This window comes from Cryobacterium sp. (assembly GCF_025463825.1).
In the GTDB taxonomy this organism is placed as follows: Bacteria; Actinomycetota; Actinomycetes; order Actinomycetales; family Microbacteriaceae; genus Cryobacterium.
Window position 1 is genome coordinate 34,906 of the sequence record NZ_JAODBG010000025.1, and the last position, 21,128, is coordinate 56,033.

Genomic DNA, 21,128 nt, shown 5'->3' on the forward strand with positions numbered 1-21,128 from the left:
CCGGTCAGGAGCCGAGGGCGGCGAAACGTTCGATGTCGCCCTCGGTGCCGGCGACGATGATCAGGTCGTGGTCGGAGACGATGGTCTCCGCGGTGGCGTACGAGAACGGCCGGCCGGGGCTCTTCACGCCCACGACGGTCACGTGGTGTTTGGAGCGCACGCCGGATTCGGTGAGGTTGAGCCCCCGGATCGGCTTGGGCGGGTACATCTTCACCAGCGCGAAGTCGTCGTCGAACTCGATGAAGTCCAGCATCCGCCCGGAGACGAGGTGGGCGACGCGCTCGCCGGAATCGGCCTCGGGGTAGATGACGTGGTTGGCGCCGATGCGTTCGAGGATCTTGCCGTGCGTCTGCGAGATGGCCTTGGCCCAGATCTGCGGGATCTTCAGGTCGACGAGGTTCGCGACGATCAGAACGCTGGCCTCCACCGAGGACCCGACGGCGCAGACGGCGACGGAGAAGTCCTGGGCGCCGATCTGGCGCAGCGCGTCGATGGACTTCGCGTCGGCCTGGACGGCGTGCGTGATGCGCTCGGACCACTTCTGCACGAGACCCTCGTTGCTGTCGACGGCGAGAACCTCGCGGCCCAGCCGGTCGAGCTTGCCGGCGGTGGCTGCTCCGAACCGGCCGAGTCCGATGATGAGCACGGGTGCGTCGTGCTTGATCCGGTCAACCAACGATGGGCCTTTCCTCTGGGCGTTTGAACAACTGTCTGCTCTGGCTCGCTGCCAGCGCCGCCGCGAGTGTCACTGTACCAACCCGGCCCATGAACATCGTCGCCGCGAGCACATAGACGCCCTCGGGGGGCAGTTCGGCGGTGAGACCCGTGGACAGTCCGACGGTGGCGAAGGCCGAGATGACGTCGAACAGCACCAGGTCCAGCGACTGTTTGGAGATGTGCAGGATGAGGATGCTGGACACCGCGACGGTGGTCGCGCCCCACAGCACCACGCTGACGGCCAGGCGCAGGATGTCGCTGGGGATGCGACGGCCGAACGCCTCCATCTGCTCTTTGCCCTGCGCCTCGGCGAAGGCGGCCAGGAACAGCACCGCGAGGGTGGTGACCTTAATGCCTCCGGCCGTGGAGGCCGAGCCGCCGCCGATGAACATCAGCATGTCGCTGAGCAGCAGGCTGGAGCCGTGCAGGTCGGCGATGTCGATGGTGGCGAAGCCGCCCGACCGGGTCATCACCGACATGAACAGGGATTGGAAGATGGTGTCGCCGGCGCCCAGCGACCCGAACGTCTTGGGGTTGTCGAACTCCAGGATGATGTAGAAGATCATGCCCACGACCATCAGCAGGGTGGTCGTCCACAGGGTCAGCTTCACGTGCACCGACCACCGCCGGGGGGTGCGCCAGTGCCGGGCGAAGGTCATGATCACCGGAAAGCCCAGGCTGCCCAGGAACACGCCGACCATGAGGGCGCCGAGGAACCAGTAGTCGTTGGCGAACTGGCCGATGCCGCCGGCGTTCGGGCTGAAGCCGGTGTTGGTGAAGGCCATGGCGGCGTAGTAGATGCTTTGCCAGAGCGCTTCGCCGACGGGTACGCCGTCGATGAGCATCCGCGGGAACAGCAGCAGTGTGACGGCGGCTTCGATGGCCAGGGTGCTGATGGCCACCGTGAGCAGCAGGCTGCCGACCTCGCCGAGGCGCACGGCCTGGCCCTCGTTGACCGGGCCCATGTGGATCCGGGACGGGTTCGAGTCGCTGGCGGCCATCAGCTTGGCGCGGAGGCCCAGGCGCCGGGAGATGACCAGGCCCATCAGCGAGGCCAGGGTGAGCACGCCCACACCGCCGATGTTGACGCCGACGACGACGAGCACGTGCCCGAACGCCGACCAGTGGGTGGCCATATCGACGGTGCTGAGGCCCGTGACGCAGATCACCGACACCGCCGTGAAGACGGCGTCGTGCAGGGGTGTCTCCGTGTCGCCGGCCGACGCGATCGGCAGGGAGAACAACAGGGTGAACAGCAGGATCAGCGCGGTGAACACCAAGATCGCGAACCGGGACGGCGATTTGCGCACGACACCGTCGACGGAGTCGCGGATCCGCCCATACCAGGAGTTGGAATGGTGAGTGAATCGTACGGTGGGGGCCTGCGTTTTCACTTAAATCCCCGAGACTGGCCGGTGGTCGTTGACAACTTGTCATAGTACCCGCACCGGGAATGACTACCCTTGGGGCATGGCAGACATCTTTGGCGTGGTGGCGGACTCGACCCGACGCGATATCTTACGCATTCTCCTCGAGCGCTACAACCAGTCCAGCGCGTCCAAGGGGGAGCTGAGCGTCTCCGACATCGTCAGCTCGCTCGGACTGAGCCAGCCCACCGTTTCCAAGCACCTCAAGGTGCTGCGGGAGGCCGGCCTGGTCGGTGTGCGCGAAGAGGGCCAGCACCGGTACTACCACCTGGACTACGCCCCACTGGAGGAAATCGAGGATTGGTTGATTCCGTTCCTCAGCATCGACGTGGCCACCTCGATCACCGGTGTGGACGAAACCGAGGTCCTCAAGGACGAGCAGCGCGCGTTTGCGGCGGCGATCGGCAAGGCCTTCGCGGACACGTCATTCCAGATGTCGAATGTCGTCAAGGATTCCGCGGTGAAAAAGAGCGTGAAGAAGTGGCGCAAGAACGACTAGCGGCCACACCCGGTTCGTCCTAGAGTTGCGGCAGAATCACAGCCGAAACGACGGGGGCCGCGTATGTCACACGAGCTTTCCGACTCGCGGTTCGACGACCTCCGGTTCCTCACCGTCGCCGAAGTGGCCCTGGTCATGCGGGTGTCCCGGATGACCGTCTACCGACTTGTACACGCCGGAAACCTACCCGCCGTCCGGTTCGGCCGCTCCTTCCGGGTGCCCGAATCGGCGGTCCTGAAGGCCATCGAACCTCCGATTGCAGGCAGTGCGTAGGACAGGACTTTCTTTTTCCGTTAGAATGGGGTTTTCGTGTCGGTCGCGAATCCCGCGGCTTAACCAAAACTTTGTGAGGTCCGTGTGGGTTCTGTAATCAAGAAGCGACGCAAGCGTATGGCGAAGAAGAAGCACCGCAAGCTGCTTCGTAAGACTCGCCACCAGCGTCGTAACAAGAAGTAGACGGTCTCGACCGTTTTTTAGAGCTGAGCGCTAGGTCTGTGACCTAGCGCTTTTTGCTTGCGCGGGCGGCTGTGGTCTTGGCGGCCTTGATCTGGGCGAGTTTCATGTGCATGATCGGCCAGCCGCGCGCCAACGCGTAGCGGCGCAGGATTGTGTCCGGGTTCACCGCGACCGGGTTGCCGACCAGTTCGAGCAGCGGAATGTCGTTGTGCGAATCGGAGTATGCCCAACAGTGGGCCAGGTCGATTCGGCGCGTCGCGGCCAGGTCTCGAGCCACGTCCGCCTTGCGGCTGCCGTGGCAGATCCCGTCAAGCAGCCGCCCCGTGAAGATTCCGTCGACCGAGTCCAGCTGGGTGCCGAGGGCGCCCGTGAGGCTCAGACGTTCCGCGATCACATCCGCGACCTCCTGCGCCGTCGCGGTGACCAGCCAGACCTCCCGCCCGGCCTTCAGGTGTGCGTGCGCCACGGCGACGGTTTCCGGCCAGAGCCGCTGGATGAGCCGGCTATCGAAGATGTCGTGGCTGAGCGTGACGAGTTCGTCTCGGGTATGCCCGGTCACGATCTCCATGGCGCGCACCCGCAGCCGGGCGATGTCGACGCCGGTCTCACCGACCGTGAGGAACCGGGTCTGGTTCCAGCCGAAGGAGAGGATGTCGGCGAGCGAGATGAATCGCATCCGCCAGGCGCCGACACCGACGTGGTACAGGCTCGCGCCGCGGAGCAGGGTGTTGTCCACGTCGAAGAACGCGATCGCGCGAGGGCCGGATTCTTCGGACATTGCGCCTGAGTCTACTCATGCCCACGGACGCCCGGCGGCCTAGGCTGGGGGCATGTCCACAGCGCACCTGACCCTGATCGGCAAGCCGGGGTGCCACCTCTGCGACGACGCCAGGGCTGTGATCACGACGGTGCTCGCCCAGGTGGCGGCCGAACCCGGCACGCCCAGCGTGGTGTTCGACGAGAAGTCGATCCTCGAGGACGCCGAACTACACGAACTCTACGTCGAAGACATCCCGGTGCTGCTTCTCAACGGGCGGGTTCACAACTACTGGCGCATCGACCCGGCGCGCCTGCACACCGCACTCCTGGAGGTTCGATGACCATCGTGCATATCGTGTCGTGGAAGCTCGCGGCCACCGACCCCGCCGAGAAGGCGGAGCACGCGGCTGGCATGGTGGCGAGGCTCGGCGGTCTCGTCGGTGTGATCGACGAGATCCGCTCCCTGCGCATCGGCCCCGATGTGGTCGGCGGCGCCAACTGGGACATCGCCCTCGTCGCGGAGTACGACGACGAAGCGGCACTGGCCCGCTATCAGGTACACCCGGCCCACGTGGCGGCGGGCGCGTACGTGAAGTCGGTCACCGCCGAGCGGATGGCCGTCGACTTCGTCGTCTAGCCTGGCGCTGATGGACGGCGCCGGGGTCGCGTCGCTCCCGGCGGTCGAGCTTGACGAGACCCCGTGACGTGCGTGTGGGTCGGTCCCCCCTCTCGCTGGTCGAGCTTGTCGAGTTGCTCGACCAGCGAAACCAGCGAAACCAGCGAAACCAGTGAGACCAACGAGACCAACGAGACCGGCTAGATCCGCGGCGCGGCCTGACGCACGAGTCGCGCCCGTCCGGGGACGAGCGCGACTGGTCGAGCGGAATGCGAGGGTTACGGCTCCAGTCGGGTCGGGCCGCGGAACAGGTAGGTGACCTCGCGGATGGATGCCTGGTGCAGCATCAGCATCAGCACGCGGGCCAGGCCCATGCCGAAGCCACCGTGGGACGGCACGCCGTAGCGGAAGAAGTCCAGGTAACCCGAGACCTCGGCGGGGTCCAGACCCTTTTCCACCGCCTGCTCGATGAGCACGTCGATGCGGTGCTCGCGCTGCGCGCCGGTGGAGATCTCGGTGCCGTTGAAGATCAGGTCGTAGCTCTTGGTGAGACTCGCGTCGCCCTCATGGCGCATGTGATAGAACGGGCGGATGCTCGACGCATAGTCGGTGAGGAACACGAACTCGTGCCCGTAGGTCTCGGCGACGTACGCGGCGATCTGGCGTTCACCCTCCGGGTCCATGTCGTCGTCGTCGCGGGGAACCTCATAGCCGCGGCTCTTGACGATCTCCTTGGCCTCGGCGAGCGGGATGCGCGGGAACGGGGTGCTCGGAACGGTGACCTCGACGCCGAACAACGCGAGCACCTCCTCGCCGTGCTTGGTCTTGACCGCGGTGAACGCGGCCACGAGCAGGTCTTCGTGCAGCTGCATGACGTCTTCGTGGCTGTCGATCCAGCTGATCTCCGAGTCGACGCTGGTGAACTCGGTGGCGTGGCGGCTGGTGAACGACGGGTCGGCCCGGAACGCCGGCCCAACCTCGAAGATCTTGCCCAAGCCGGAGGACTGCGCCATCTGCTTGAAGAACTGCGGGCTCTGCGCCAGGTAGGCCTTGCGGTCGAAGTACTCCACCTCGAACAGCTCGGCGCGGGACTCGCTCGCGCTGGCCATCAGCTTCGGGGTGTGCAGCTCGATGAAGTCGTGCTCGATCCAGTACGTGCGCAGGGCGTGCTCGAACGTGGTCTGGATGCGGAAGATGAGGTTCGACTTGGGCTGGCGCAGGTCGAGGAAGCGCCAGTCCATGCGCTTGTCCAGGCTGGAGTCAGCCGCGATCGGGGTCTCCGGGATCGCCAGGGTGACGACCTCGAGGGAGGCGAGCTTGATTTCGATGCCGCCGAGCTTGACCCGCTCGTCGTGCTTGAGCTGGCCGGTCACGGTGACGAAGCTACCCTGGGACAGGGCGGAGATCGTGGTGGCCGGCTCGTCGTCGACGACGACGCCCTCGGCATCCGTCGTGCGTGGATTCACCAGCTGCACGGCGCCCGATTCATCGCGCAGCACGACGAACTGCACCTTCTTCTGGTCCCGGACGGTTTCGACCCATCCGGACACGGTGACGAGACCATCGTCGAGGGCAGCAAGGTTCTTGATCAGTACGCGCGCATTCACCCCGCAAGTTTAGCCGCACAGCTCTCGGCTAATTCGCGGGGAACCTCTCCGTAGACTGGAGCGTGTGGTAGCTAGCCAGGTACATCTCGTGCGTCACGGTGAGGTTTTCAACCCCCAGCGCGTGCTTTACGGCAGACTTCCCGGCTACAGATTGTCCGATCTAGGGCTCCTGATGGCCGAGGCGGCTGCCGCAGACCTCGTCGAACGCGGACGCCCCGTCGTGCGGATCGTCGCGTCGCCGTTGCAGCGCGCCCAGGAATCGGCCGGTCCGATCGCGCGGGCCTTCGGCCTGCCGGTGGACACCGACGAGCGCATCATCGAACCCACCAACCACTTCGAGGGCAAGCGGATGCGCGGCCAGGGCGGTGCGCTGCGCGACCTGCGCAATTGGCCCAGCCTGGTCAACCCGGCCCGGCCCAGCTGGGGTGAACCCTTCACCTCCATCTCCAACCGGATGCTCGCGACCATCGGTGAGGCGTTCCAGTCCGTCGACGAGGGCGACGTCGTGCTGGTCAGCCACCAGCTGCCGATCTGGATCGTGCACCGCGCCCTGGCCAGGGACCGCCTCGCCCACGACCCGCGGAAGCGCCGCTGCGACCTCTCCAGCATCACCACGCTGTCCTGGCGCGAGAACGGGCCCGTCGAGGTCGCGTACACGAGCCCCGCCGCCGCCCTCCTGGTGCCGGCCAACGACGTGGGTGCCGTGTGAGCCGCCGACCACGCCGGATTCGGGCGGTCCTGGCCGGTGTCGCTGCCGTCGCCCTGGCCCTGACCGGGTGCACCACATCCGACGACCTCGCCGACCAGTACACCGCCGGCAACAGCAAGGGGTACATCGCCGGCGACGGCAGCGTCACCGAGATCCCCGCCGACCAACGCGAGGCGGCCGTCGAGTTCAACGGCGCCCTGGAAGACGGCAGCGAGGTGAGCTCCGCCGACTACGCCGGCGAGGTGCTCGTGGTCAACTTTTGGTACGCCGCCTGTGCCCCCTGCCGCGCCGAGGCTCCGGCACTGAAGAAGATCAGCGAACAATTCGCCGACCAGGGCGCCAGCTTCCTCGGCGTGAACGTGCGCGACCAGGCGGCCAGCGCCATCGCCTTCAATGAAAGTTACGAGATCAGCTATCCGTCGGTGATGGATGTCGACGGAAACATGCAGCTCGCCTTCAGCGGCAGCATCCCCCCGAACGCCGTGCCCACCACCCTGGTGCTCGACTCCTCCGGCCGGGTGGCCGCGCGCATCCTCGGCCAGGTCAACTCGCCGTCCATCCTGGAGACCCTCATCGAAGACACGATTGCCGAGGACGGCTAGGCGTGGGTAATCCGTTCGGCGAGATCGTCTTCAGCGGGCAGCTGTACCTGGCGATCCCAATCGCCGTGCTCGCCGGGCTGGTGTCGTTCGCATCCCCCTGCATCCTGCCGCTGGTTCCCGGCTACCTCGCGTACATCGGCGGGTTCGCCGACGGTCGCACCGGCTCGGCGCTCAGCGCCCGCCGAGGCCGCAGCCGGCTGCTGCTCGGCGTGGCCCTGTTCATTCTCGGGTTCACCCTGGTGTTCGTGCTCACCGGTGTGGTGTTCGGGTTCGCCGGGTTCTGGCTCAACCAATACCGCGACCTGATCACCCGCCTGGCCGGTGCCCTGGTGATCCTGCTCGGCCTGGTCTTCGTCGGCCAGTTCGCACGCATGCAGCGCACCGTCAAGTCGTCCTGGCGGCCGCGGATGGGCCTGGCCGGGGCGCCCCTGCTCGGCGCGGTGTTCGCGATCGGCTGGACCCCGTGCACCGGACCAACGCTCACGGCGATAAACTCGCTCAGCCTGAGCACCGGGTCGCCCTGGCAGGGCGGCCTGCTGGCGCTGTTCTACGCGCTGGGCCTGGGTATCCCGTTCCTGCTCATCGCCCTCGGCCTGAACTGGGCCACCGGGGCCGTAGCCTTTCTCAAGCGTCACATCCGAGCGATCAACCTGTTCGGCGGCGTGCTCCTGATCGTCATCGGGGTGCTCATGGTGAGCGGCGTGTGGAATGCCTGGCTCCTGAACCTGCAAGGGGTGATTGGCGGCTATGTCCCGGCCATCTGACCATATCGACTCGGCGCCGGCCCCGGACCAGGGCGGCGTCACCCAGCCGAAGCTCGGCTTCGCCGGCACCCTGCGCTGGTTCTGGCGCCAGCTCACCAGCATGCGCACGGCCCTGTTCCTGCTGCTGCTGCTCGCGATCGCCGCGGTGCCGGGCTCGCTGGTGCCCCAGCGCAGCTCCGACCCGAACGGCGTCACCCAGTACTTCACCGACAACCCCGACCTCGCCCCGATCCTGGACAAGATCCAGGCCTTCGACGTCTACTCCTCGGCGTGGTTCTCCTCCATCTACCTGCTGCTGTTCATCTCGCTGATCGGCTGCGTCATCCCGCGCACCAAGCACCACCTGCAGGCGCTGCGCGCCAAGCCGCCCAAGACCCCGGCCCGGCTCGCTCGGCTGGCCGGCTTCACCAGCCGCACGGCCCCGGCGGGCACGGATGCCGCCACCGCCGTCGCCACCGCCCGCACCGTGCTCAAGCAGGGCCGCTACCGGGTGGCCCTGTTCGAGGGACCAGGGGAGTTCTCGGTTTCGGCCGAACGCGGATACCTGCGCGAGACCGGCAACCTGGTCTTCCACTCCGCCCTGGTGGGTCTGCTCGTTGTCGTCGGCTTCGGCAGCGGCTTCGGCTTCAGCGGCCAGCGGGTGCTCGTGGAGGGCCAGACCTTCGTGAACACGTTGCTGGCCTACGACTCGTTCAACCCGGGCCGGTTCTTCAACGACACCGAGCTGGACCCGTACAAGCTCACCCTCGACGACTTCGAGGTGAGTTACGAGACCCAGAACCTGGAGGCGTTCGGCCAGCCCGTCGACTTCACCGCCGGCGTGACGGTGACCCCGCGCGGCGGCGACGCCGCGCCCGGCGCCGTGCGGGTGAACGACCCGCTGCGCACCGGCGGCACCAGCGTGTACCTGCTCGGGAACGGCTATGCGCCCACGATCACGGTGCGCGACCCGGAGGGCACCGTGGTGTTCACCGACTCCGTGCCGTTCCTTCCGCAGGACGCCAACCTCACGTCCTTGGGCATCGTGAAGGTGCCGGATGGCCTGGCGGACCAGGTGGGCCTGGTCGGGTTCTTCTACCCGACCCAGGATGAGACCACCACCGGCTCGTACTACTCCAGCTTCCCCGACCTGGAATATCCGGTGCTCACCCTCAATGTCTACTCCGGCGACCTCGGCATCAACGACGGCGTGCCCACTTCGGTGTACGCCCTCGACACCGATCACATGGAGCCGCTGGCCACCCGCACCAGCGACATCCAGCCGCTCGAGCTGAAGCCCGGCGACACCCAGGCACTGCCGAACGGGCTGGGAACGGTGACCTTCGAGAACGCCACGCCGGATGCCGCCGAAGGCGACTACTCGGGGTCGGTGCCGCGGTTCGCTTCCTTCGACATCCACCACGACCCCACCCAGGGGTGGGTGCTGCTGTTCGCGTCGCTCGTGCTCGGCGGGCTGCTCACCTCCCTGTTCGTGCCGCGCCGGCGCCTCTGGGTGAAGGCCGTCGAGCGGGCGGACGGCTCGGTGCAGCTCGAATACGCCGGTCTTGCCCGCGGTGAGGATCCTGGCCTGGAGTCGGCGGTGACCGCTCTCGCGGACCGCCACGCGGCGCTGTTGGAGCGCTCGGCACCGAAGGATGCTGTGCCGGTCGGTAATCCGGGCGAACCCGCTTAGGCTGTAGAACGTGAATCTGAACGAGCTCTCGATCCTCAGCCTGTATTCGGCCATGGCTGTGTACGCGTTGGCGTTCATCGCCTATTCGATCGACCTGGCCAAGCGCAGTTCGGCGGTGAGCGCGGCGGATGTCGCGGGCACCGCATCCGCTGGCACCGCGACCACCGCCGTGGCCGGCGGAAACACCACCACGCTCACCCGCATCAGTGCCCGCATCGCCAACGACGCGGCGACCCCGTACGGCCGCTCCGCGAGCCTGCGCGTCGGCGTCTCGCTGACCGTGCTGGCCTGGGCCCTGCACCTGGTGGCCGCCGTACTGCGCGGCATTGCCGCCGAGCGGGTGCCGTGGGCGAACATGTACGAGTTCGCGATGACCGGCACGCTGCTCATCGTCACGGTGTACCTCATCGTCCTCACCCGCACCGACCTGCGGTTCCTGGGCACCTTCGTCATCGGACTGATTCTGATCCTGCTCGGCATCGGCGCGCTGCAGTACTACGTGGAGGTGGCCCCGCTGCCGCCGGCGCTGCAGTCGGTGTGGCTGGTCATCCACGTGTTCGTCGCGTCGCTGGGCACCGGCTTCTTTGCGCTCGGCTTCGCCCTGTCGTTCGTGCAACTGTTGCAGTCCCGCCGCGAGGAACGCGTCGGCGGCGTGAAGCCGGGCGGGCTCAAGTTCCTCTCGACCCTGCCCTCGGCCTTCACCCTGGAGAACCTGTCCTACCGCGTCAACATCATCGGCTTCATCCTGTGGACCTTCACCCTCATGGCCGGCTCGGTCTGGGCGGAGCGCGCCTGGGGCCGGTACTGGGGCTGGGATACCAAAGAGGTCTGGACCTTCATCATCTGGGTGATCTACGCGGGGTATATCCACGCGCGGGCCACCCGCGGCTGGCGCGGATCGCGTTCGGCCTGGCTGGCCATCATCGGGTTCGCCGCCGTGATGTTCAACTTCGGCATCGTGAACGTCTTCTTCAAGGGCCTGCACGCCTACTCCGGCCTCTGACCCGGCAGGGCCGCTCGGGCGTGGGTCGCGCGGCCGAATCGCGTCGCGCGGGCGCCACGCCGCTGCGCGGGTGGCGCGCCGCCCGCGAAGCGGCGTGCGGCCCGCGCAACCCGACGAGCGGCGCTCAGTCGGCGAGCAGGGCGTAGGTGCGGGTGATGCGCGCGAGCCACCAGTCGCGGCGCTCCGCGCTGGCCGCGTAGGTGTCCAGGAGGCCGGCATCCGGACGCACCCGGCGCACCGGGATGCTGCCGTCGACCGGCAGCAGCGGGTCGGCCGTCACATCGGCGGCCAGCAGTGAGGCCGTGGCCAAGCCGCAGTCGTAGTCCAGTTCCGGCAGCGCACCGGCCAGGAACGCGCCCATCGAGATGCCCACCGAGGTGTCCAGGGCGCTGGAGACGATGAGGGGCAGGCCCGTCTCGGCCTGGATCGCAAGCACCGCACGGATGCCGCCGAGCGGCTGCACTTTGACCACGAGAAGGTCGGCGGCACCGGAGCGCGACACCAGCAGGGGATCGGATTCCTTGCGTACGCTCTCGTCCGCGGCGATCGGCAGGTCGAGGTAGTCGGTGCGGCGGCGGATCTCGGCGAGCTCCTCGATGCCCGCGCACGGCTGTTCGACGTATTCGAGGTCGAACTCGGCCAGCGCGTGGATCGCGTGTTCGGCCTCGTCGACGTTCCACAGCCCGTTCGCGTCGACCCGGATGCGTCCCTCGGCGCCCAGCACCTTCCGCACCGCGCGCACCCGCTCCACGTCTTCGGCCAGGGTCTGGCCGGGGTCGGCGACCTTCACCTTGGCGGTGCGGCAGCCGGGGAACCGCGCCAGCAGGGCGGGTACGTCGGCGGCGTCGATCGCCGGAACCGTGGCGTTCACCGGCACCCGGTCGCGCAGCAGCGGCGGGGTTTCCTGCCAGCCGAATTCCAGGGCGGCCCGCAGCCACCCGGTGGCCTCCTCGTCGTCGTACTCCACAAATGGGGAGAACTCGCTCCAGCCGGCCGGGCCCTCGATGAGCACGGCCTCCCGGCTGGTGAGGCCGCGGAACCGGGTGACGAGGGGGAGGTCGACCACTCGGGCGGTGGCGAGCACGTCGTGCAGTGAGGGGAGCATGGCTCTAGTGTGTCAGCATCCGCTCGTGGCACCCCGACGGTGCGGCCGCCGGCGGCCGGTCATTCGGTAGGGCTCGCAATGAAGGTTTCTTCGTCGGTGAACACCACGTCCGGACCGTTCGGTTGCACGTCCACGATGGCGACGGGGGTGCCGGCGGAGATCAGCAGGTAGGCGTCCTGGTAGCGGCCTGCTCCGCTGTTCACCCGCAACCAGGAGGGAACCCCGGACGCGACCGCCTCGGCGATTTCGGCCCGCACCGACTCCACGGTGCGGTCACCGAGGGTGTACGGCTTGCCGCCATAGACGATGTCGATGCGGTTCACGAGTCGTCCTTCCCGGTCGTTCCGTTCGTCGTGGTGCCCAGCCGGTGCGGTTCTGGCACGATTTGCAGGCCTCCCGACGAATTCGCGGTCAGCATCAGCGCTTCGATCCAGTCGCGGTTCAGGCTCGGCGAACGACCCCCGAAGTACTTGTAGGCCAACGGGATACTGGGATGCATCCAGATCGTGCTGCGGCCATCACCACCCTGGGGGTCGTCGCGCCAGGTGAAGTAGAACGCCTCGCCCCGGCGCAGCTTCGCGCCGATGACCACCTGGATGTGCGCGAGGACTCGATCATCGAAGTCTGCCGTGAGGTTCGAATCGTACGTCAGCTTGCCCATTGCACCACTCCGTTTATCGGGTTAGCTGCCACGCTACGCCGGTTCTCGCTCCTAGTCCCTGAGATAGCGCTCGAGTCGTGGCACCTTTAGGAGGGCCAGCGCTCGCTTCTCGATCTGGCGGACCCGCTCCCGGGTGACGCCCTGGATAACCGCGATCTGATCGAGGGTGCGCGGCTCATCCCCGGTGAGCCCGAATCGTGCGGTGAGGATGGAGCGTTCCCGGTCCGGGAGCGCGTCCAGGTAGAACGTGATGTCCGCGGCCCGCAGGGTGATGGTGGCGCACTCGTCGGGTTGCGGCAGGTCGTCGTCGATGATCAGTTCGGCGATGTCCCCGATGCCGTCGCCGACGGGCGCGTGCAGCGAAATAGGCTCGTTGTCGTACTGCAGCAGCCGGGACACGTCCCGCACCGCGATCTGGGAGAGCTCCGCGATCTCCTTGAGCGTCGGCTCCCGGTCGAGGGTGCTGGTGAGGTCCCGGCGGATGCGCTTGATCTTGTTGAGCTTCTCGGCCGTGTGCACCGGGATGCGGATCATGCGCGACTTGTCGGCCATGCCGCGGTGGATCGCCTGGCGGATCCACCAGGTGGCGTAGGTGGAGAACTTGAAGCCCGTCATGAAGTCGTACTTCTCCACGGCGCGCACCAGGCCGATGTTGCCGTCCTGGACGAGGTCCATGATTGGCACGCCCCGGCCGGAGTAGTGCTTGGCAATGCTCACTACCAGCCGCAGGTTGGCCTCGATGAAGTGGTTCTTCACGCGGCGGCCCTCGAACACCAGGGTCATCAACTCACGCTTGAACTCGGGGCTGACCGGGTTCCCGTCGGCGTCGGCGCGGTTGATCTTTTCCTCAGCGAACAGACCCACCTCGATCTTGCGGGCCAGGTCGACCTCGTCCTCCGCGGAAAGCAGCGGGCCCTTGCCGATGCGGCGCAGGTAGTCGCCGAAGGCATCCGTGGAAGCCCTGCTGTACCGGGAGGTGGCTGCGGCGCTGGCCGCCGCCGATGGCGCGCGCGTCGGTGTCGACGGCTCGGGACGCTCGGTGGTCGTCGCCGGCCGCGGTGCGGTGCGGGCGGCCGGGGCGCGGGTGGCCGCCGTGCGCGGTTCGGTGGTGCGGATGTCATTGGTGTGAACGATGGTGCTCATGCGAGGACCCCCCGGGGGCGAAGGCTGGCTGTGGCGCGGTCAAATGAGGTGAAGTACGCCCGCTCCCGCGGACGACCGAGGCTGGTGACCTCGAAGGCAGTGCCCACGACCTGGATGAATCCCAGCAGGGCGTGCGGGTCGTCGTGCTCGATCGCGTGTTCCGCGATGCGCCACTCGGTGTCAGAGATGGCGGTGATCTCAACCTCCGCCGGGTCGGCGGCGACGACGCCGGCCGGGATCGGCTGAAGCTGGACAGGGGTGCTGTGGTGTGCGAAAAGCGGGTGCTGTGCGTCGGCGCTGATGACGGGTGCGTGTTCGGGTAACGCGGTGTCGGGTGCCGAGGGGCTGTTGTCAAACATGACCACCTCCGGGTCTTTCGGGTGAGATAAGTACACCGCCCGGCGATTGAGCCGTTCAAGGGGTTGACGGGAGCCCAGCCGAGGATGTAGAAATGACGACCGCTCATCTATGAGAGCGGTATCACTCCTCCTGGAAGCCTGCCGAGGAGCGAATACGGCCCCCGAAGCGGGGGATCGAACGCGAGCCGCCCCCGAAAGCAGGGGTTCGAATTCAGCTGCGCGCTGCCGCGTAGTCTGGAGCTATGCCCGAACAGGTTTCAGAGATCTTCGACCCCAGCCAGTGGCGATCGGTGCCCGGCTTCAACGCGCTCACGGACGTGACCTACCACCAGGACGTCACCGGGCGGATCGCCCGGGTCGCGTTCAACCGCCCCGAGGTGCGCAATGCGTTCCGGCCGCACACCGTGGACGAGCTGTACGCCGTGCTCGAGGATGCCCGCACGAACCCGCAGATCGGTGTGGTGCTGCTCACCGGCAACGGCCCGAGCCCGCGCGACGGCGGCTGGGCGTTCTGCTCCGGCGGCGACCAGCGGATCCGCGGCCGGGACGGCTACAAGTACGGTGACGGCGAGACCGCGAGCGGCATCGACAAGGCTCGTGGCGGTCGCCTGCACATCCTCGAGGTGCAGCGGCTCATCCGGTTCATGCCCAAGGTCGTCATCGCCGTGGTGCCCGGCTGGGCGGCCGGCGGCGGGCACTCCCTGCACGTGGTGTGCGACCTCACGATCGCCAGCGCCGAGCACGGCAAATTCAAGCAGACGGATGCCGATGTCGGCTCCTTCGACGGCGGCTACGGCAGCGCCTACTTCGCCCGTCAGGTCGGCCAGAAGGCCGCGAGAGAGGTCTTCTTCCTCGCCCGCGAGTACTCCGCAGAGCGTGCTCTCGCGATCGGGGCGATCAACGCCGTCGTTCCGCACGCCGAGCTGGAGAACGAGGCGCTGGATTGGGCGCGCACCATCCTGACCAAGTCGCCCACGGCCATCCGGATGCTCAAGTTCGCGTTCAACGCCGTCGACGACGGCATGGTCGGCCAGCAGATCTTCGCCGGTGAGGCGACGCGGCTGGCCTACGGCACCGACGAGGCCGTCGAGGGGCGGGACTCGTTCCTTGAGAAGCGCGAGCCCGACTGGGCGCCGTACCCCTGGCAGTTCTAGGCCAGCCGTGAGGCCTGTGCGCGTTCTGCCGGTGGGGGACCCGGCCGAGTTCCTGGCCGAGTTGCGCCTGGCCCTGTCCGCGACCGACGAGGCGCTGCTGCCGGTACCCGAGGCCCCGGCCCCGGCCGGCCGTGACCGGTTAGGCCAGGTGCCGCACAACGTCGCCGTGGTGATCGAGACGTCGGGCTCCACCGGCGTGCCCAAACGGGTGATGCTCAGCACCGACGCGCTGCTGTCCTCGAGTGCGGCGTCGGGCGTGGCGCTCGGCGGTGACGGGCAATGGCTGCTCGCGCTGCCCGCGCACTACATCGCCGGGGTGCAGGTGCTCGTGCGGTCCATCGCGGCGGGCACCGAGCCGGTGTTGCTGCCGCCCGGGCACTTCGATCCGGTCGTTTTCGCCGAGTATGCCGGGCGGCTCGAGCACCCGCGTCGCTTCACGTCGCTGGTGCCCGTGCAACTGGCCAGGCTGCTGGATGCGGCGGTCGGCGACGCGGGCATCCTCGCGGCCCTCACCCGCTTCACCGGCATCCTGGTCGGCGGTCAGGCCGTCTCGGCCGAGTTGGTCGACCGCGCCGAGCGGGCCGGGATCCGGCTGCTGCGCACCTACGGCTCGTCGGAGACGGCCGGCGGCTGCGTCTACAACGGCGTGCCGATCGGCAATACCGTGGTGCGCGCCGTCGGCGGGCAGCTCGAGATCAGCGGTTCGGTGCTCGCCGAGGGCTACCTGGACGATGCGGACCGGACCCGGGACAGGTTCATCGACGAAGAAGGCGTCCGCTGGTACCGAACCGGTGACCTGGGTGTCGTGGCCGCGGACGGCACCGTGCTCGTCTCCGGCCGCGCCGACAACGTGATCATCTCCGGGGGCGAGAAGGTGTCCCTCGACGCCGTCGAGACCGTGGTACGCGGCCTGCCCGGCCTCAGCGGGGCCGTCGTCGTGCGCGCCACCGACCCGGTCTGGGGCCAGGTCCCCGTTGTGGTGCTGGCCGGCCCTGACACCCCCGAACCGGACCTCGACGTCGTGCGGGTCGCGGTCGCTGCGGCGCTCGGCAACCCGGCCCGGCCCGCGCGGATCGTCACCGTGCCGGCCATCCCGGTACTGCCCTCAGGCAAGCCGGACCGGCAGGCCCTGGCGCTCGTCGCCGGAAGCTGAGCTCCGGACGTCACGTCCGCACCGACTGCTTCGAGGCGGCGGCCAGTAACATGAAGGCGTGGCACATGGATCCCGGCCGAACGGCCCCAAACAGCAGAAGTCCCCCCAGAGCAGCGCCAACGCGGTGGGCGCCAAGCCCGGCACCCCGCACAGCGCCCGGCCCCAGAACGCGGCCAAGTCCGGCAACCCGGCTCGCCGGAACGGGACGGCCGGCGTCGTGCACGGCGGCCCTGCGGGACTCGGCGGCTGGATCTCGGGCGCACGCCTGCGCACCCTGCCCCTGGCCATCGCCCCCGTGGCGCTCGGCACCGGCGCGGCCGTCGTGGCCGGGGACGGTGGCGAGTTCCACTGGGTGCGCGCCCTGTTCGCCCTGCTGGTGGCGGTGAGCCTGCAGATCGGCGTGAACTACGCCAACGACTATTCCGACGGCATCCGCGGTACCGACGATCACCGGGTGGGCCCGGCCCGCCTCACCGGTGGGGGTGCGGCGAAGCCGCGCGCGGTGCTCACCGTTGCGCTGGTGTTCTTCGGCGTCGCGGCCGTCGCGGGCCTGGCGTTGATCGTGGTCAGCCAGCACTGGTGGCTGCTGGTCGTGGGCGCGGCGGCCATCGTGGCGGCCTGGTTCTACACCGGCGGCAAGCGACCGTACGGCTACCTGGGGCTCGGCGAAATCTTCGTCTTCGTCTTCTTCGGCCTGGTCGCGACCACCGGCACCACGTATGTGCAGGTGGACACCGTCAACCTGGAGAGCTGGCTGAGCGCCGTGGCGATCGGCCTGATGGCTTGCGCCGTGCTGATGGTGAACAACCTGCGCGACATCAAGCCGGACAAGGTCGCCGGCAAGCGCACCCTCGCCGTGCGGATCGGCGCGCGGGCATCCCGCGTGGTGTTCTGCGTGTTCCTGCTGGTGCCGTTCGTGGTCGCCGCGTTCTTCGCGCTGTTCTACCCGCTGGCCTGGTTCACCATGTTCGTGCTGCTGCTGGCACTGCCTGCCAGCCTCATCGTGGCCACCGCAACCACGGCGAAGGAACTGATCCTCGCACTCAAGCTCACCAGCCTGGCCGCCCTGCTCTACGGCGTCGCGCTGGGCCTGGCCTTCGCCCTGTAAAGCGCCAACTGTTGCCCGTGCGGACAATTGTGGCCGGTGTGCCGGCCGCAATTGTCCGATTCGGGAACAGTCAGCGGCTCCGCGACCCGGTCAGGACTGGCCGGTGCGGTCGTCGGTGCGCGGGTCGGCGGCGGCGCTGGCGCGGTCGACCGCAGCGTCCTCGGACTCGGCGTCCGGGTGCACCGGCTCCTTGTCGCGGTGGCGCACCTCGTACAGCCCGCGGGCCACGGACTCTCGCGGCTTGCGCAGGAAAATGTAGGACAGGCACAGGCTGATCACGGCGGACAGCAGCGCCGCCAACCAGCCCTCGAACCCCAGCACGAGCAGCAGGACGAACGGGACCACGAACATCAGGACCCGGAGCACCGTGAACACCAACCAGGCGGGAAAAGCTTTCATACACCCAGCTTAAACCGTGGGTCACACCGCACTCACCGATCTCACGGCTGACCGGCTTACAATTGCAGCATGTTCCGCCTGTTGTTCGGCCTCGGAGTCGTAGTCGTCATTCTCACCATCTACACGTTGGTGGACTGCGCGGTGTTCGACCGCAACCGCATTCGCGGCGTTCCCCGGTGGGTGTGGATCTTCATGATCATCCTGCTCCCGATTCTCGGCCCCGTGCTGTGGCTGCTGATCGGGCGTGGTCGCCGCGCCAGCGCCGGCCCTGCGGCCGGCCGCGTCATGCGGTCGGTGGCGCCGGACGATGATCCTGACTTCCTGCGCGGCCTGGACTGGGCCAAGGCCGAGAACCAGCGCATTCGCGACCTCGAGAAGGAGCTCGCGGACCTGGACGAGTCCGACACTCCCGACGACGGGCCGGCGGCACGCCCCGGAATCGCCGGCGTCGATCCGAAGAAGACCGACCCCGGTGAGGGTGACCAGCCGGGCCGACGGGATGCCTGAGGCGATACCGGAGACCGCCCCGACATCCTCGCTTGACCGGGCAGCCCTGTTCGAAGAATCGGCGCCCAGCGGTAGCCCCGCAACCGACTTCAGCGTCGCCCTGCTGGCCGGATTCGTGCGGCACGGCGTGCGAGATGTGGTGCTCAGTCCGGGCTCCAGGTCCCAGGCCCTCGCCCTGGCCGCGGCCGAATTCGAACGCCTCGGCCTGCTGCGCTTGCACGTGCGCATCGACGAACGCTGCGCAGGTTTCCTCGCGCTCGGGCTCGCCATCGAGAGCCGCCAGCCCGCCCTCGTCGTCTGCACCTCGGGCACGGCCGTGGCGAACCTGCACCCCGCAGTGCTCGAGGCGCACCACGCCGGGGTGCCCATGGTCCTGCTCACGGCCGACCGGCCGGCCGAGTTGCGCGGCATCCGCTCGAACCAGACCACCGTGCAGCCCGGCATCTTCGCCGGCGCGGTGCGGATCTGTGAGGACGTGCCCGCCCCCGACGGAGCGCCCGGTGAGGCCGACATGGTGGCGGACCTGGCGCACCGCGCCTACGAGAGCGCGACGGGCGCCGGCACCCGCAACCCCGGACCGGCGCAGCTCAACCTGGCCTTCCGCGAACCGCTCTCCGCCGCCCTCACCCTGACGCCCGCCGCAGACGGGGCGGCCGAACGAGCGGATGCCGCAGCGACGGTCGTCGACCCTCCAGCACTGCTGGGCCCCGGCCCCCGCACCGTGATCGTCGCCGGCGCCGGGGCGGGCCCGGGCGCCGAGGAGCTCGCCCGCACGGCCGGCTGGCCGCTTCTGGCCGAGGTGTCCAGCGGCGCCCGGTTCGGCCCGAACCTCGTGGTGGCGTACCGCGAGCTGCTCGGCGAGGCGGAGTTCGGCGGGCAGGTGCAACGGGTCATCGTGTTCGGCCACCCCACCCTGAGCCGGGAGGTGCCGGCGCTCGTGCTGCGCGAGGACGTGGAGACGATCGTCGTGGCCCCGACCGGTGCCGAGTGGTACAACCCGGGCCACCGGGTACGCCGGTTCGAGCGCGCCGTCGCCGCCGGCGCCGACACGGTCGCCGCCGCGGGCACCCGCGAGGCGCGCGCCTGGGCGGGCCGATGGGTGATGGCCAGCCGCGCCATCCTCGCCGCGGACACCCGGCTCGACGCGCCCGCCTTCGGTGCGCACGGCATGAGCCGCGCCGAGTTCGCCGCCATGAAGGCCCCGGTCACCCGGGCAATCCTCGCCGACGCCGTGTGGCGCGCGTCCTGGCCGCACGACCGGCTGGTGCTCGGCGCCTCCCGGCTCATCCGCGAACTGGACACCCGGGTCACCGGCAAGAAGATCCCCGTGCACGCGAACCGCGGCCTCGCCGGCATCGACGGCACCGTCGCCACGGCCCTGGGCATCGCGGTGGCCAGCCAGGCCGGGCCCGAGCCACGGTCCACCGGCACTACCCGGCTGCTTGTGGGCGACATCACCCTGCTGCACGACGCCGGCTCGATGCTGATCGCTCCGGGCGAGGTGCGGCCGCGCCTGCAGCTGATCGTGGGCAACGACGGCGGCGGCACCATCTTCGACGGGCTCGAGGTGGCCGGCACCGCCGCCGCATCGGCCATCGACCGGGTGCTGTTCACCCCCCAGCAGGTCGACCTCGAAGCGCTGGCCACCGCCTACGGCTGGGACTACCAGCGCGCCGCCACCCGCAGCACCCTCGAGTCCGCCCTGACCGCCCCGGTCACCCGCCCGACTCTCGTCGAAGTTCCCCTCGCGCGCTGAGCCGGCCCGCTCGCGGCCGGCATCTGTTGCCAATGCGGACAATTGTGCCCGGCGCACCGGACGCAATTGTCCGCAACGGGCACAGTTGCGACGGGGTTAGGCGAAGGCCTCGACGATCGGACGGAACTTCATCTTGGTTTCGGCCAGCTCGCGGTCGGGGTCGGAGTCCAGGACGATGCCGCAACCGGCGTAAGCCGTGACGTCTCCGGCGGGGGAGACCTGCGCGCAACGCAGCGCGATGGCCCACTCGCCGTCGCCGTCGGCGCCGACCCAGCCCACCGGGCCGGCGTACCGGCCCCGGTCGAAGGGTTCGAGTTCGCGGATGAGCGCGAGCGCGTCCTGCGTGGGAGTGCCCGCGACCGCCGCGGTCGGGTGCATCGCCGCGATCAGGTCCAGCGAGGTGGACCCGTCGCTCAAAGTGCCCTCGAGGTCGGTGGCCAGATGCCACAGGTTGGGCAGCTTCACCGTGAACGGGATTTCGCTCGTCGTGAGCACCGAGGTGTGCGGCCGGAGCGCCGCCAGCACGCTCTGCACCGCGAACTCGTGCTCGTCGCCGTCCTTGCTGGACGTGGCCAGGGCGAGGGCGGCCTCGATGTCGGCTGCGGCATCCGCCCCGCGGGAGATGGTGCCGGCCAGCACCCGGGCGTTGACCTCGTTGTGGTCGGCGCGAATGAGCGTCTCCGGGCTCGAGCCCACCAGGCCGTCCACGGCGTAGGTCCAGCAGTCCGGATAGCCCAGCGCGAGTTCGGTCAGGGCGCGACGCAGGTCGCTCTCGGCCGGAAGCCGGCCGACCAGGTCGCGCGCCAGCACCACCTTGCTCACGTCCCGGGCGCCGATGTGCGCCACCGCGGCGACCACAGCGTCGCGATAACCGTCGGGCTTCAACGCGCCGGGCAGCAGGGAGATGCGGTACTCGTTGCCGAGCGGATGCAGCGCGAGCGGAATCTCGGGG

The 21,128-nt window shown here is 68.7% G+C and carries 26 protein-coding genes; 15 read left to right on the forward strand and 11 right to left on the reverse strand.

What is annotated here, in order from left to right; genetic code table 11:
* Window positions 1-4 precede the first annotated feature (4 nt).
* Window positions 5-676, reverse strand: coding sequence for a TrkA family potassium uptake protein (locus tag JWP54_RS03110; protein ID WP_297367075.1), 672 nt, complete (start codon window positions 674-676; stop codon window positions 5-7).
* Window positions 669-2,051, reverse strand: a complete 1,383-nt coding sequence (locus JWP54_RS03115; protein WP_297367145.1) for a TrkH family potassium uptake protein — start codon at window positions 2,049-2,051, stop codon at window positions 669-671. The genes JWP54_RS03110 and JWP54_RS03115 overlap by 8 nt, the downstream gene beginning before the upstream one ends.
* A 136-nt stretch (window positions 2,052-2,187) precedes the next feature.
* Here JWP54_RS03115 and JWP54_RS03120 point away from each other — a divergent pair, with 136 nt between their 5' ends.
* The 3 genes from JWP54_RS03120 to JWP54_RS03130 all read left to right on the forward strand — a co-directional run bounded on the left by JWP54_RS03120 (window position 2,188) and on the right by JWP54_RS03130 (window position 3,099).
* Complete coding sequence (locus tag JWP54_RS03120) at window positions 2,188-2,643, forward strand: helix-turn-helix transcriptional regulator (protein ID WP_297367077.1); 456 nt, start codon at window positions 2,188-2,190, stop codon at window positions 2,641-2,643.
* 63 nt (window positions 2,644-2,706) lie between these two features.
* On the forward strand, window positions 2,707-2,916 hold the full coding sequence (locus tag JWP54_RS03125; RefSeq protein ID WP_297367080.1) for a helix-turn-helix domain-containing protein: 210 nt from the start codon (window positions 2,707-2,709) through the stop codon (window positions 2,914-2,916).
* Window positions 2,917-3,000: 84 nt separating this feature from the next.
* Complete coding sequence (locus tag JWP54_RS03130) at window positions 3,001-3,099, forward strand: AURKAIP1/COX24 domain-containing protein (protein ID WP_003792170.1); 99 nt, start codon at window positions 3,001-3,003, stop codon at window positions 3,097-3,099.
* Between the two features lie 43 nt (window positions 3,100-3,142).
* On the opposite strand, the gene JWP54_RS03135 is transcribed toward JWP54_RS03130, so the two are convergent.
* Entirely contained in the window at window positions 3,143-3,877 is a 735-nt protein-coding gene (locus tag JWP54_RS03135; RefSeq protein ID WP_297367083.1) for an HAD family phosphatase, read from the reverse strand.
* A gap of 52 nt (window positions 3,878-3,929) precedes the next feature.
* Here JWP54_RS03135 and JWP54_RS03140 point away from each other — a divergent pair, with 52 nt between their 5' ends.
* Entirely contained in the window at window positions 3,930-4,199 is a 270-nt protein-coding gene (locus tag JWP54_RS03140; RefSeq protein ID WP_297367085.1) for a glutaredoxin family protein, read from the forward strand.
* Window positions 4,196-4,495, forward strand: a complete 300-nt coding sequence (locus tag JWP54_RS03145; protein ID WP_297367087.1) for a Dabb family protein — start codon at window positions 4,196-4,198, stop codon at window positions 4,493-4,495. The genes JWP54_RS03140 and JWP54_RS03145 overlap by 4 nt, the downstream gene beginning before the upstream one ends.
* 257 nt (window positions 4,496-4,752) lie before the next feature.
* On the opposite strand, the gene aspS is transcribed toward JWP54_RS03145, so the two are convergent.
* Window positions 4,753-6,081 (reverse strand): aspartate--tRNA(Asn) ligase, encoded by a 1,329-nt coding sequence (aspS, locus tag JWP54_RS03150; RefSeq protein WP_297367090.1) that lies wholly within the window; start codon window positions 6,079-6,081, stop codon window positions 4,753-4,755.
* 64 nt (window positions 6,082-6,145) lie between these two features.
* On the opposite strand from aspS, the gene JWP54_RS03155 reads away from it, so the two are divergent.
* From JWP54_RS03155 to ccsB, 5 genes are read left to right on the forward strand one after another with little or no spacing between them, the layout of a single operon-like run.
* On the forward strand, window positions 6,146-6,790 hold the full coding sequence (locus JWP54_RS03155; RefSeq protein WP_297367093.1) for a histidine phosphatase family protein: 645 nt from the start codon (window positions 6,146-6,148) through the stop codon (window positions 6,788-6,790).
* Entirely contained in the window at window positions 6,787-7,392 is a 606-nt protein-coding gene (locus JWP54_RS03160) for a TlpA disulfide reductase family protein (RefSeq protein ID WP_297367097.1), read from the forward strand. Before JWP54_RS03155 ends, JWP54_RS03160 begins: the two co-directional genes overlap by 4 nt.
* Before the next feature lie 2 nt (window positions 7,393-7,394).
* Window positions 7,395-8,156, forward strand: coding sequence for a cytochrome c biogenesis CcdA family protein (locus tag JWP54_RS03165; RefSeq protein WP_297367100.1), 762 nt, complete (start codon window positions 7,395-7,397; stop codon window positions 8,154-8,156).
* Window positions 8,140-9,828 (forward strand): cytochrome c biogenesis protein ResB, encoded by a 1,689-nt coding sequence (locus JWP54_RS03170; RefSeq protein WP_297367103.1) that lies wholly within the window; start codon window positions 8,140-8,142, stop codon window positions 9,826-9,828. The genes JWP54_RS03165 and JWP54_RS03170 overlap by 17 nt, the downstream gene beginning before the upstream one ends.
* Before the next feature lie 52 nt (window positions 9,829-9,880).
* Window positions 9,881-10,831 (forward strand): c-type cytochrome biogenesis protein CcsB, encoded by a 951-nt coding sequence (gene ccsB / locus JWP54_RS03175; protein WP_297367148.1) that lies wholly within the window; start codon window positions 9,881-9,883, stop codon window positions 10,829-10,831.
* 124 nt (window positions 10,832-10,955) lie between these two features.
* Here ccsB and JWP54_RS03180 read toward each other — a convergent pair whose 3' ends face one another.
* From JWP54_RS03180 to JWP54_RS03200, 5 genes are read right to left on the reverse strand one after another with little or no spacing between them, the layout of a single operon-like run.
* On the reverse strand, window positions 10,956-11,936 hold the full coding sequence (locus JWP54_RS03180) for an o-succinylbenzoate synthase (protein WP_297367106.1): 981 nt from the start codon (window positions 11,934-11,936) through the stop codon (window positions 10,956-10,958).
* A 59-nt stretch (window positions 11,937-11,995) separates the two neighbouring features.
* A complete protein-coding gene (locus tag JWP54_RS03185; RefSeq protein WP_297367109.1) occupies window positions 11,996-12,259 on the reverse strand; it encodes a hypothetical protein in 264 nt (87 codons plus the stop codon).
* Window positions 12,256-12,597 (reverse strand): ATP-dependent DNA ligase, encoded by a 342-nt coding sequence (locus JWP54_RS03190; protein ID WP_297367111.1) that lies wholly within the window; start codon window positions 12,595-12,597, stop codon window positions 12,256-12,258. The genes JWP54_RS03185 and JWP54_RS03190 overlap by 4 nt, the downstream gene beginning before the upstream one ends.
* A 51-nt stretch (window positions 12,598-12,648) precedes the next feature.
* Window positions 12,649-13,740 (reverse strand): sigma-70 family RNA polymerase sigma factor, encoded by a 1,092-nt coding sequence (locus JWP54_RS03195; RefSeq protein ID WP_297367114.1) that lies wholly within the window; start codon window positions 13,738-13,740, stop codon window positions 12,649-12,651.
* Window positions 13,737-14,099: a hypothetical protein gene (locus JWP54_RS03200; RefSeq protein ID WP_297367117.1), complete on the reverse strand. Its 363-nt coding sequence runs from the start codon at window positions 14,097-14,099 to the stop codon at window positions 13,737-13,739. The genes JWP54_RS03195 and JWP54_RS03200 overlap by 4 nt, the downstream gene beginning before the upstream one ends.
* Window positions 14,100-14,341: 242 nt before the next feature.
* Here JWP54_RS03200 and JWP54_RS03205 point away from each other — a divergent pair, with 242 nt between their 5' ends.
* The 3 genes from JWP54_RS03205 to JWP54_RS03215 all read left to right on the forward strand — a co-directional run bounded on the left by JWP54_RS03205 (window position 14,342) and on the right by JWP54_RS03215 (window position 17,514).
* Window positions 14,342-15,253 (forward strand): 1,4-dihydroxy-2-naphthoyl-CoA synthase, encoded by a 912-nt coding sequence (locus JWP54_RS03205; RefSeq protein WP_297367120.1) that lies wholly within the window; start codon window positions 14,342-14,344, stop codon window positions 15,251-15,253.
* Between the two features lie 7 nt (window positions 15,254-15,260).
* The gene (locus JWP54_RS03210; RefSeq protein ID WP_297367122.1) at window positions 15,261-16,406 is read left to right on the forward strand and encodes an AMP-binding protein; all 1,146 of its coding nucleotides are present in this window, start codon (window positions 15,261-15,263) and stop codon (window positions 16,404-16,406) included.
* A gap of 217 nt (window positions 16,407-16,623) precedes the next feature.
* Window positions 16,624-17,514 carry a 1,4-dihydroxy-2-naphthoate polyprenyltransferase gene (locus JWP54_RS03215; RefSeq protein ID WP_297367151.1) on the forward strand — a complete coding sequence of 297 codons (891 nt, stop codon included), beginning with the start codon at window positions 16,624-16,626 and terminating at the stop codon, window positions 17,512-17,514.
* Window positions 17,515-17,604: 90 nt separating this feature from the next.
* Here the strand turns inward: JWP54_RS03215 and JWP54_RS03220 are convergent, their stop codons facing one another.
* Window positions 17,605-17,913 (reverse strand): DUF4229 domain-containing protein, encoded by a 309-nt coding sequence (locus JWP54_RS03220; RefSeq protein WP_297367125.1) that lies wholly within the window; start codon window positions 17,911-17,913, stop codon window positions 17,605-17,607.
* Between the two features lie 69 nt (window positions 17,914-17,982).
* Here JWP54_RS03220 and JWP54_RS03225 point away from each other — a divergent pair, with 69 nt between their 5' ends.
* Both JWP54_RS03225 and menD read left to right on the forward strand, forming a co-directional pair.
* Complete coding sequence (locus JWP54_RS03225) at window positions 17,983-18,420, forward strand: PLD nuclease N-terminal domain-containing protein (RefSeq protein WP_297367129.1); 438 nt, start codon at window positions 17,983-17,985, stop codon at window positions 18,418-18,420.
* On the forward strand, window positions 18,386-20,176 hold the full coding sequence (menD, locus tag JWP54_RS03230) for a 2-succinyl-5-enolpyruvyl-6-hydroxy-3-cyclohexene-1-carboxylic-acid synthase (protein WP_297367132.1): 1,791 nt from the start codon (window positions 18,386-18,388) through the stop codon (window positions 20,174-20,176). The genes JWP54_RS03225 and menD overlap by 35 nt, the downstream gene beginning before the upstream one ends.
* 96 nt (window positions 20,177-20,272) lie before the next feature.
* Here menD and JWP54_RS03235 read toward each other — a convergent pair.
* Window positions 20,273-21,128 (reverse strand): isochorismate synthase MenF (locus tag JWP54_RS03235; protein ID WP_297367135.1); only part of this gene is annotated, 856 nt, incomplete at its 5' end.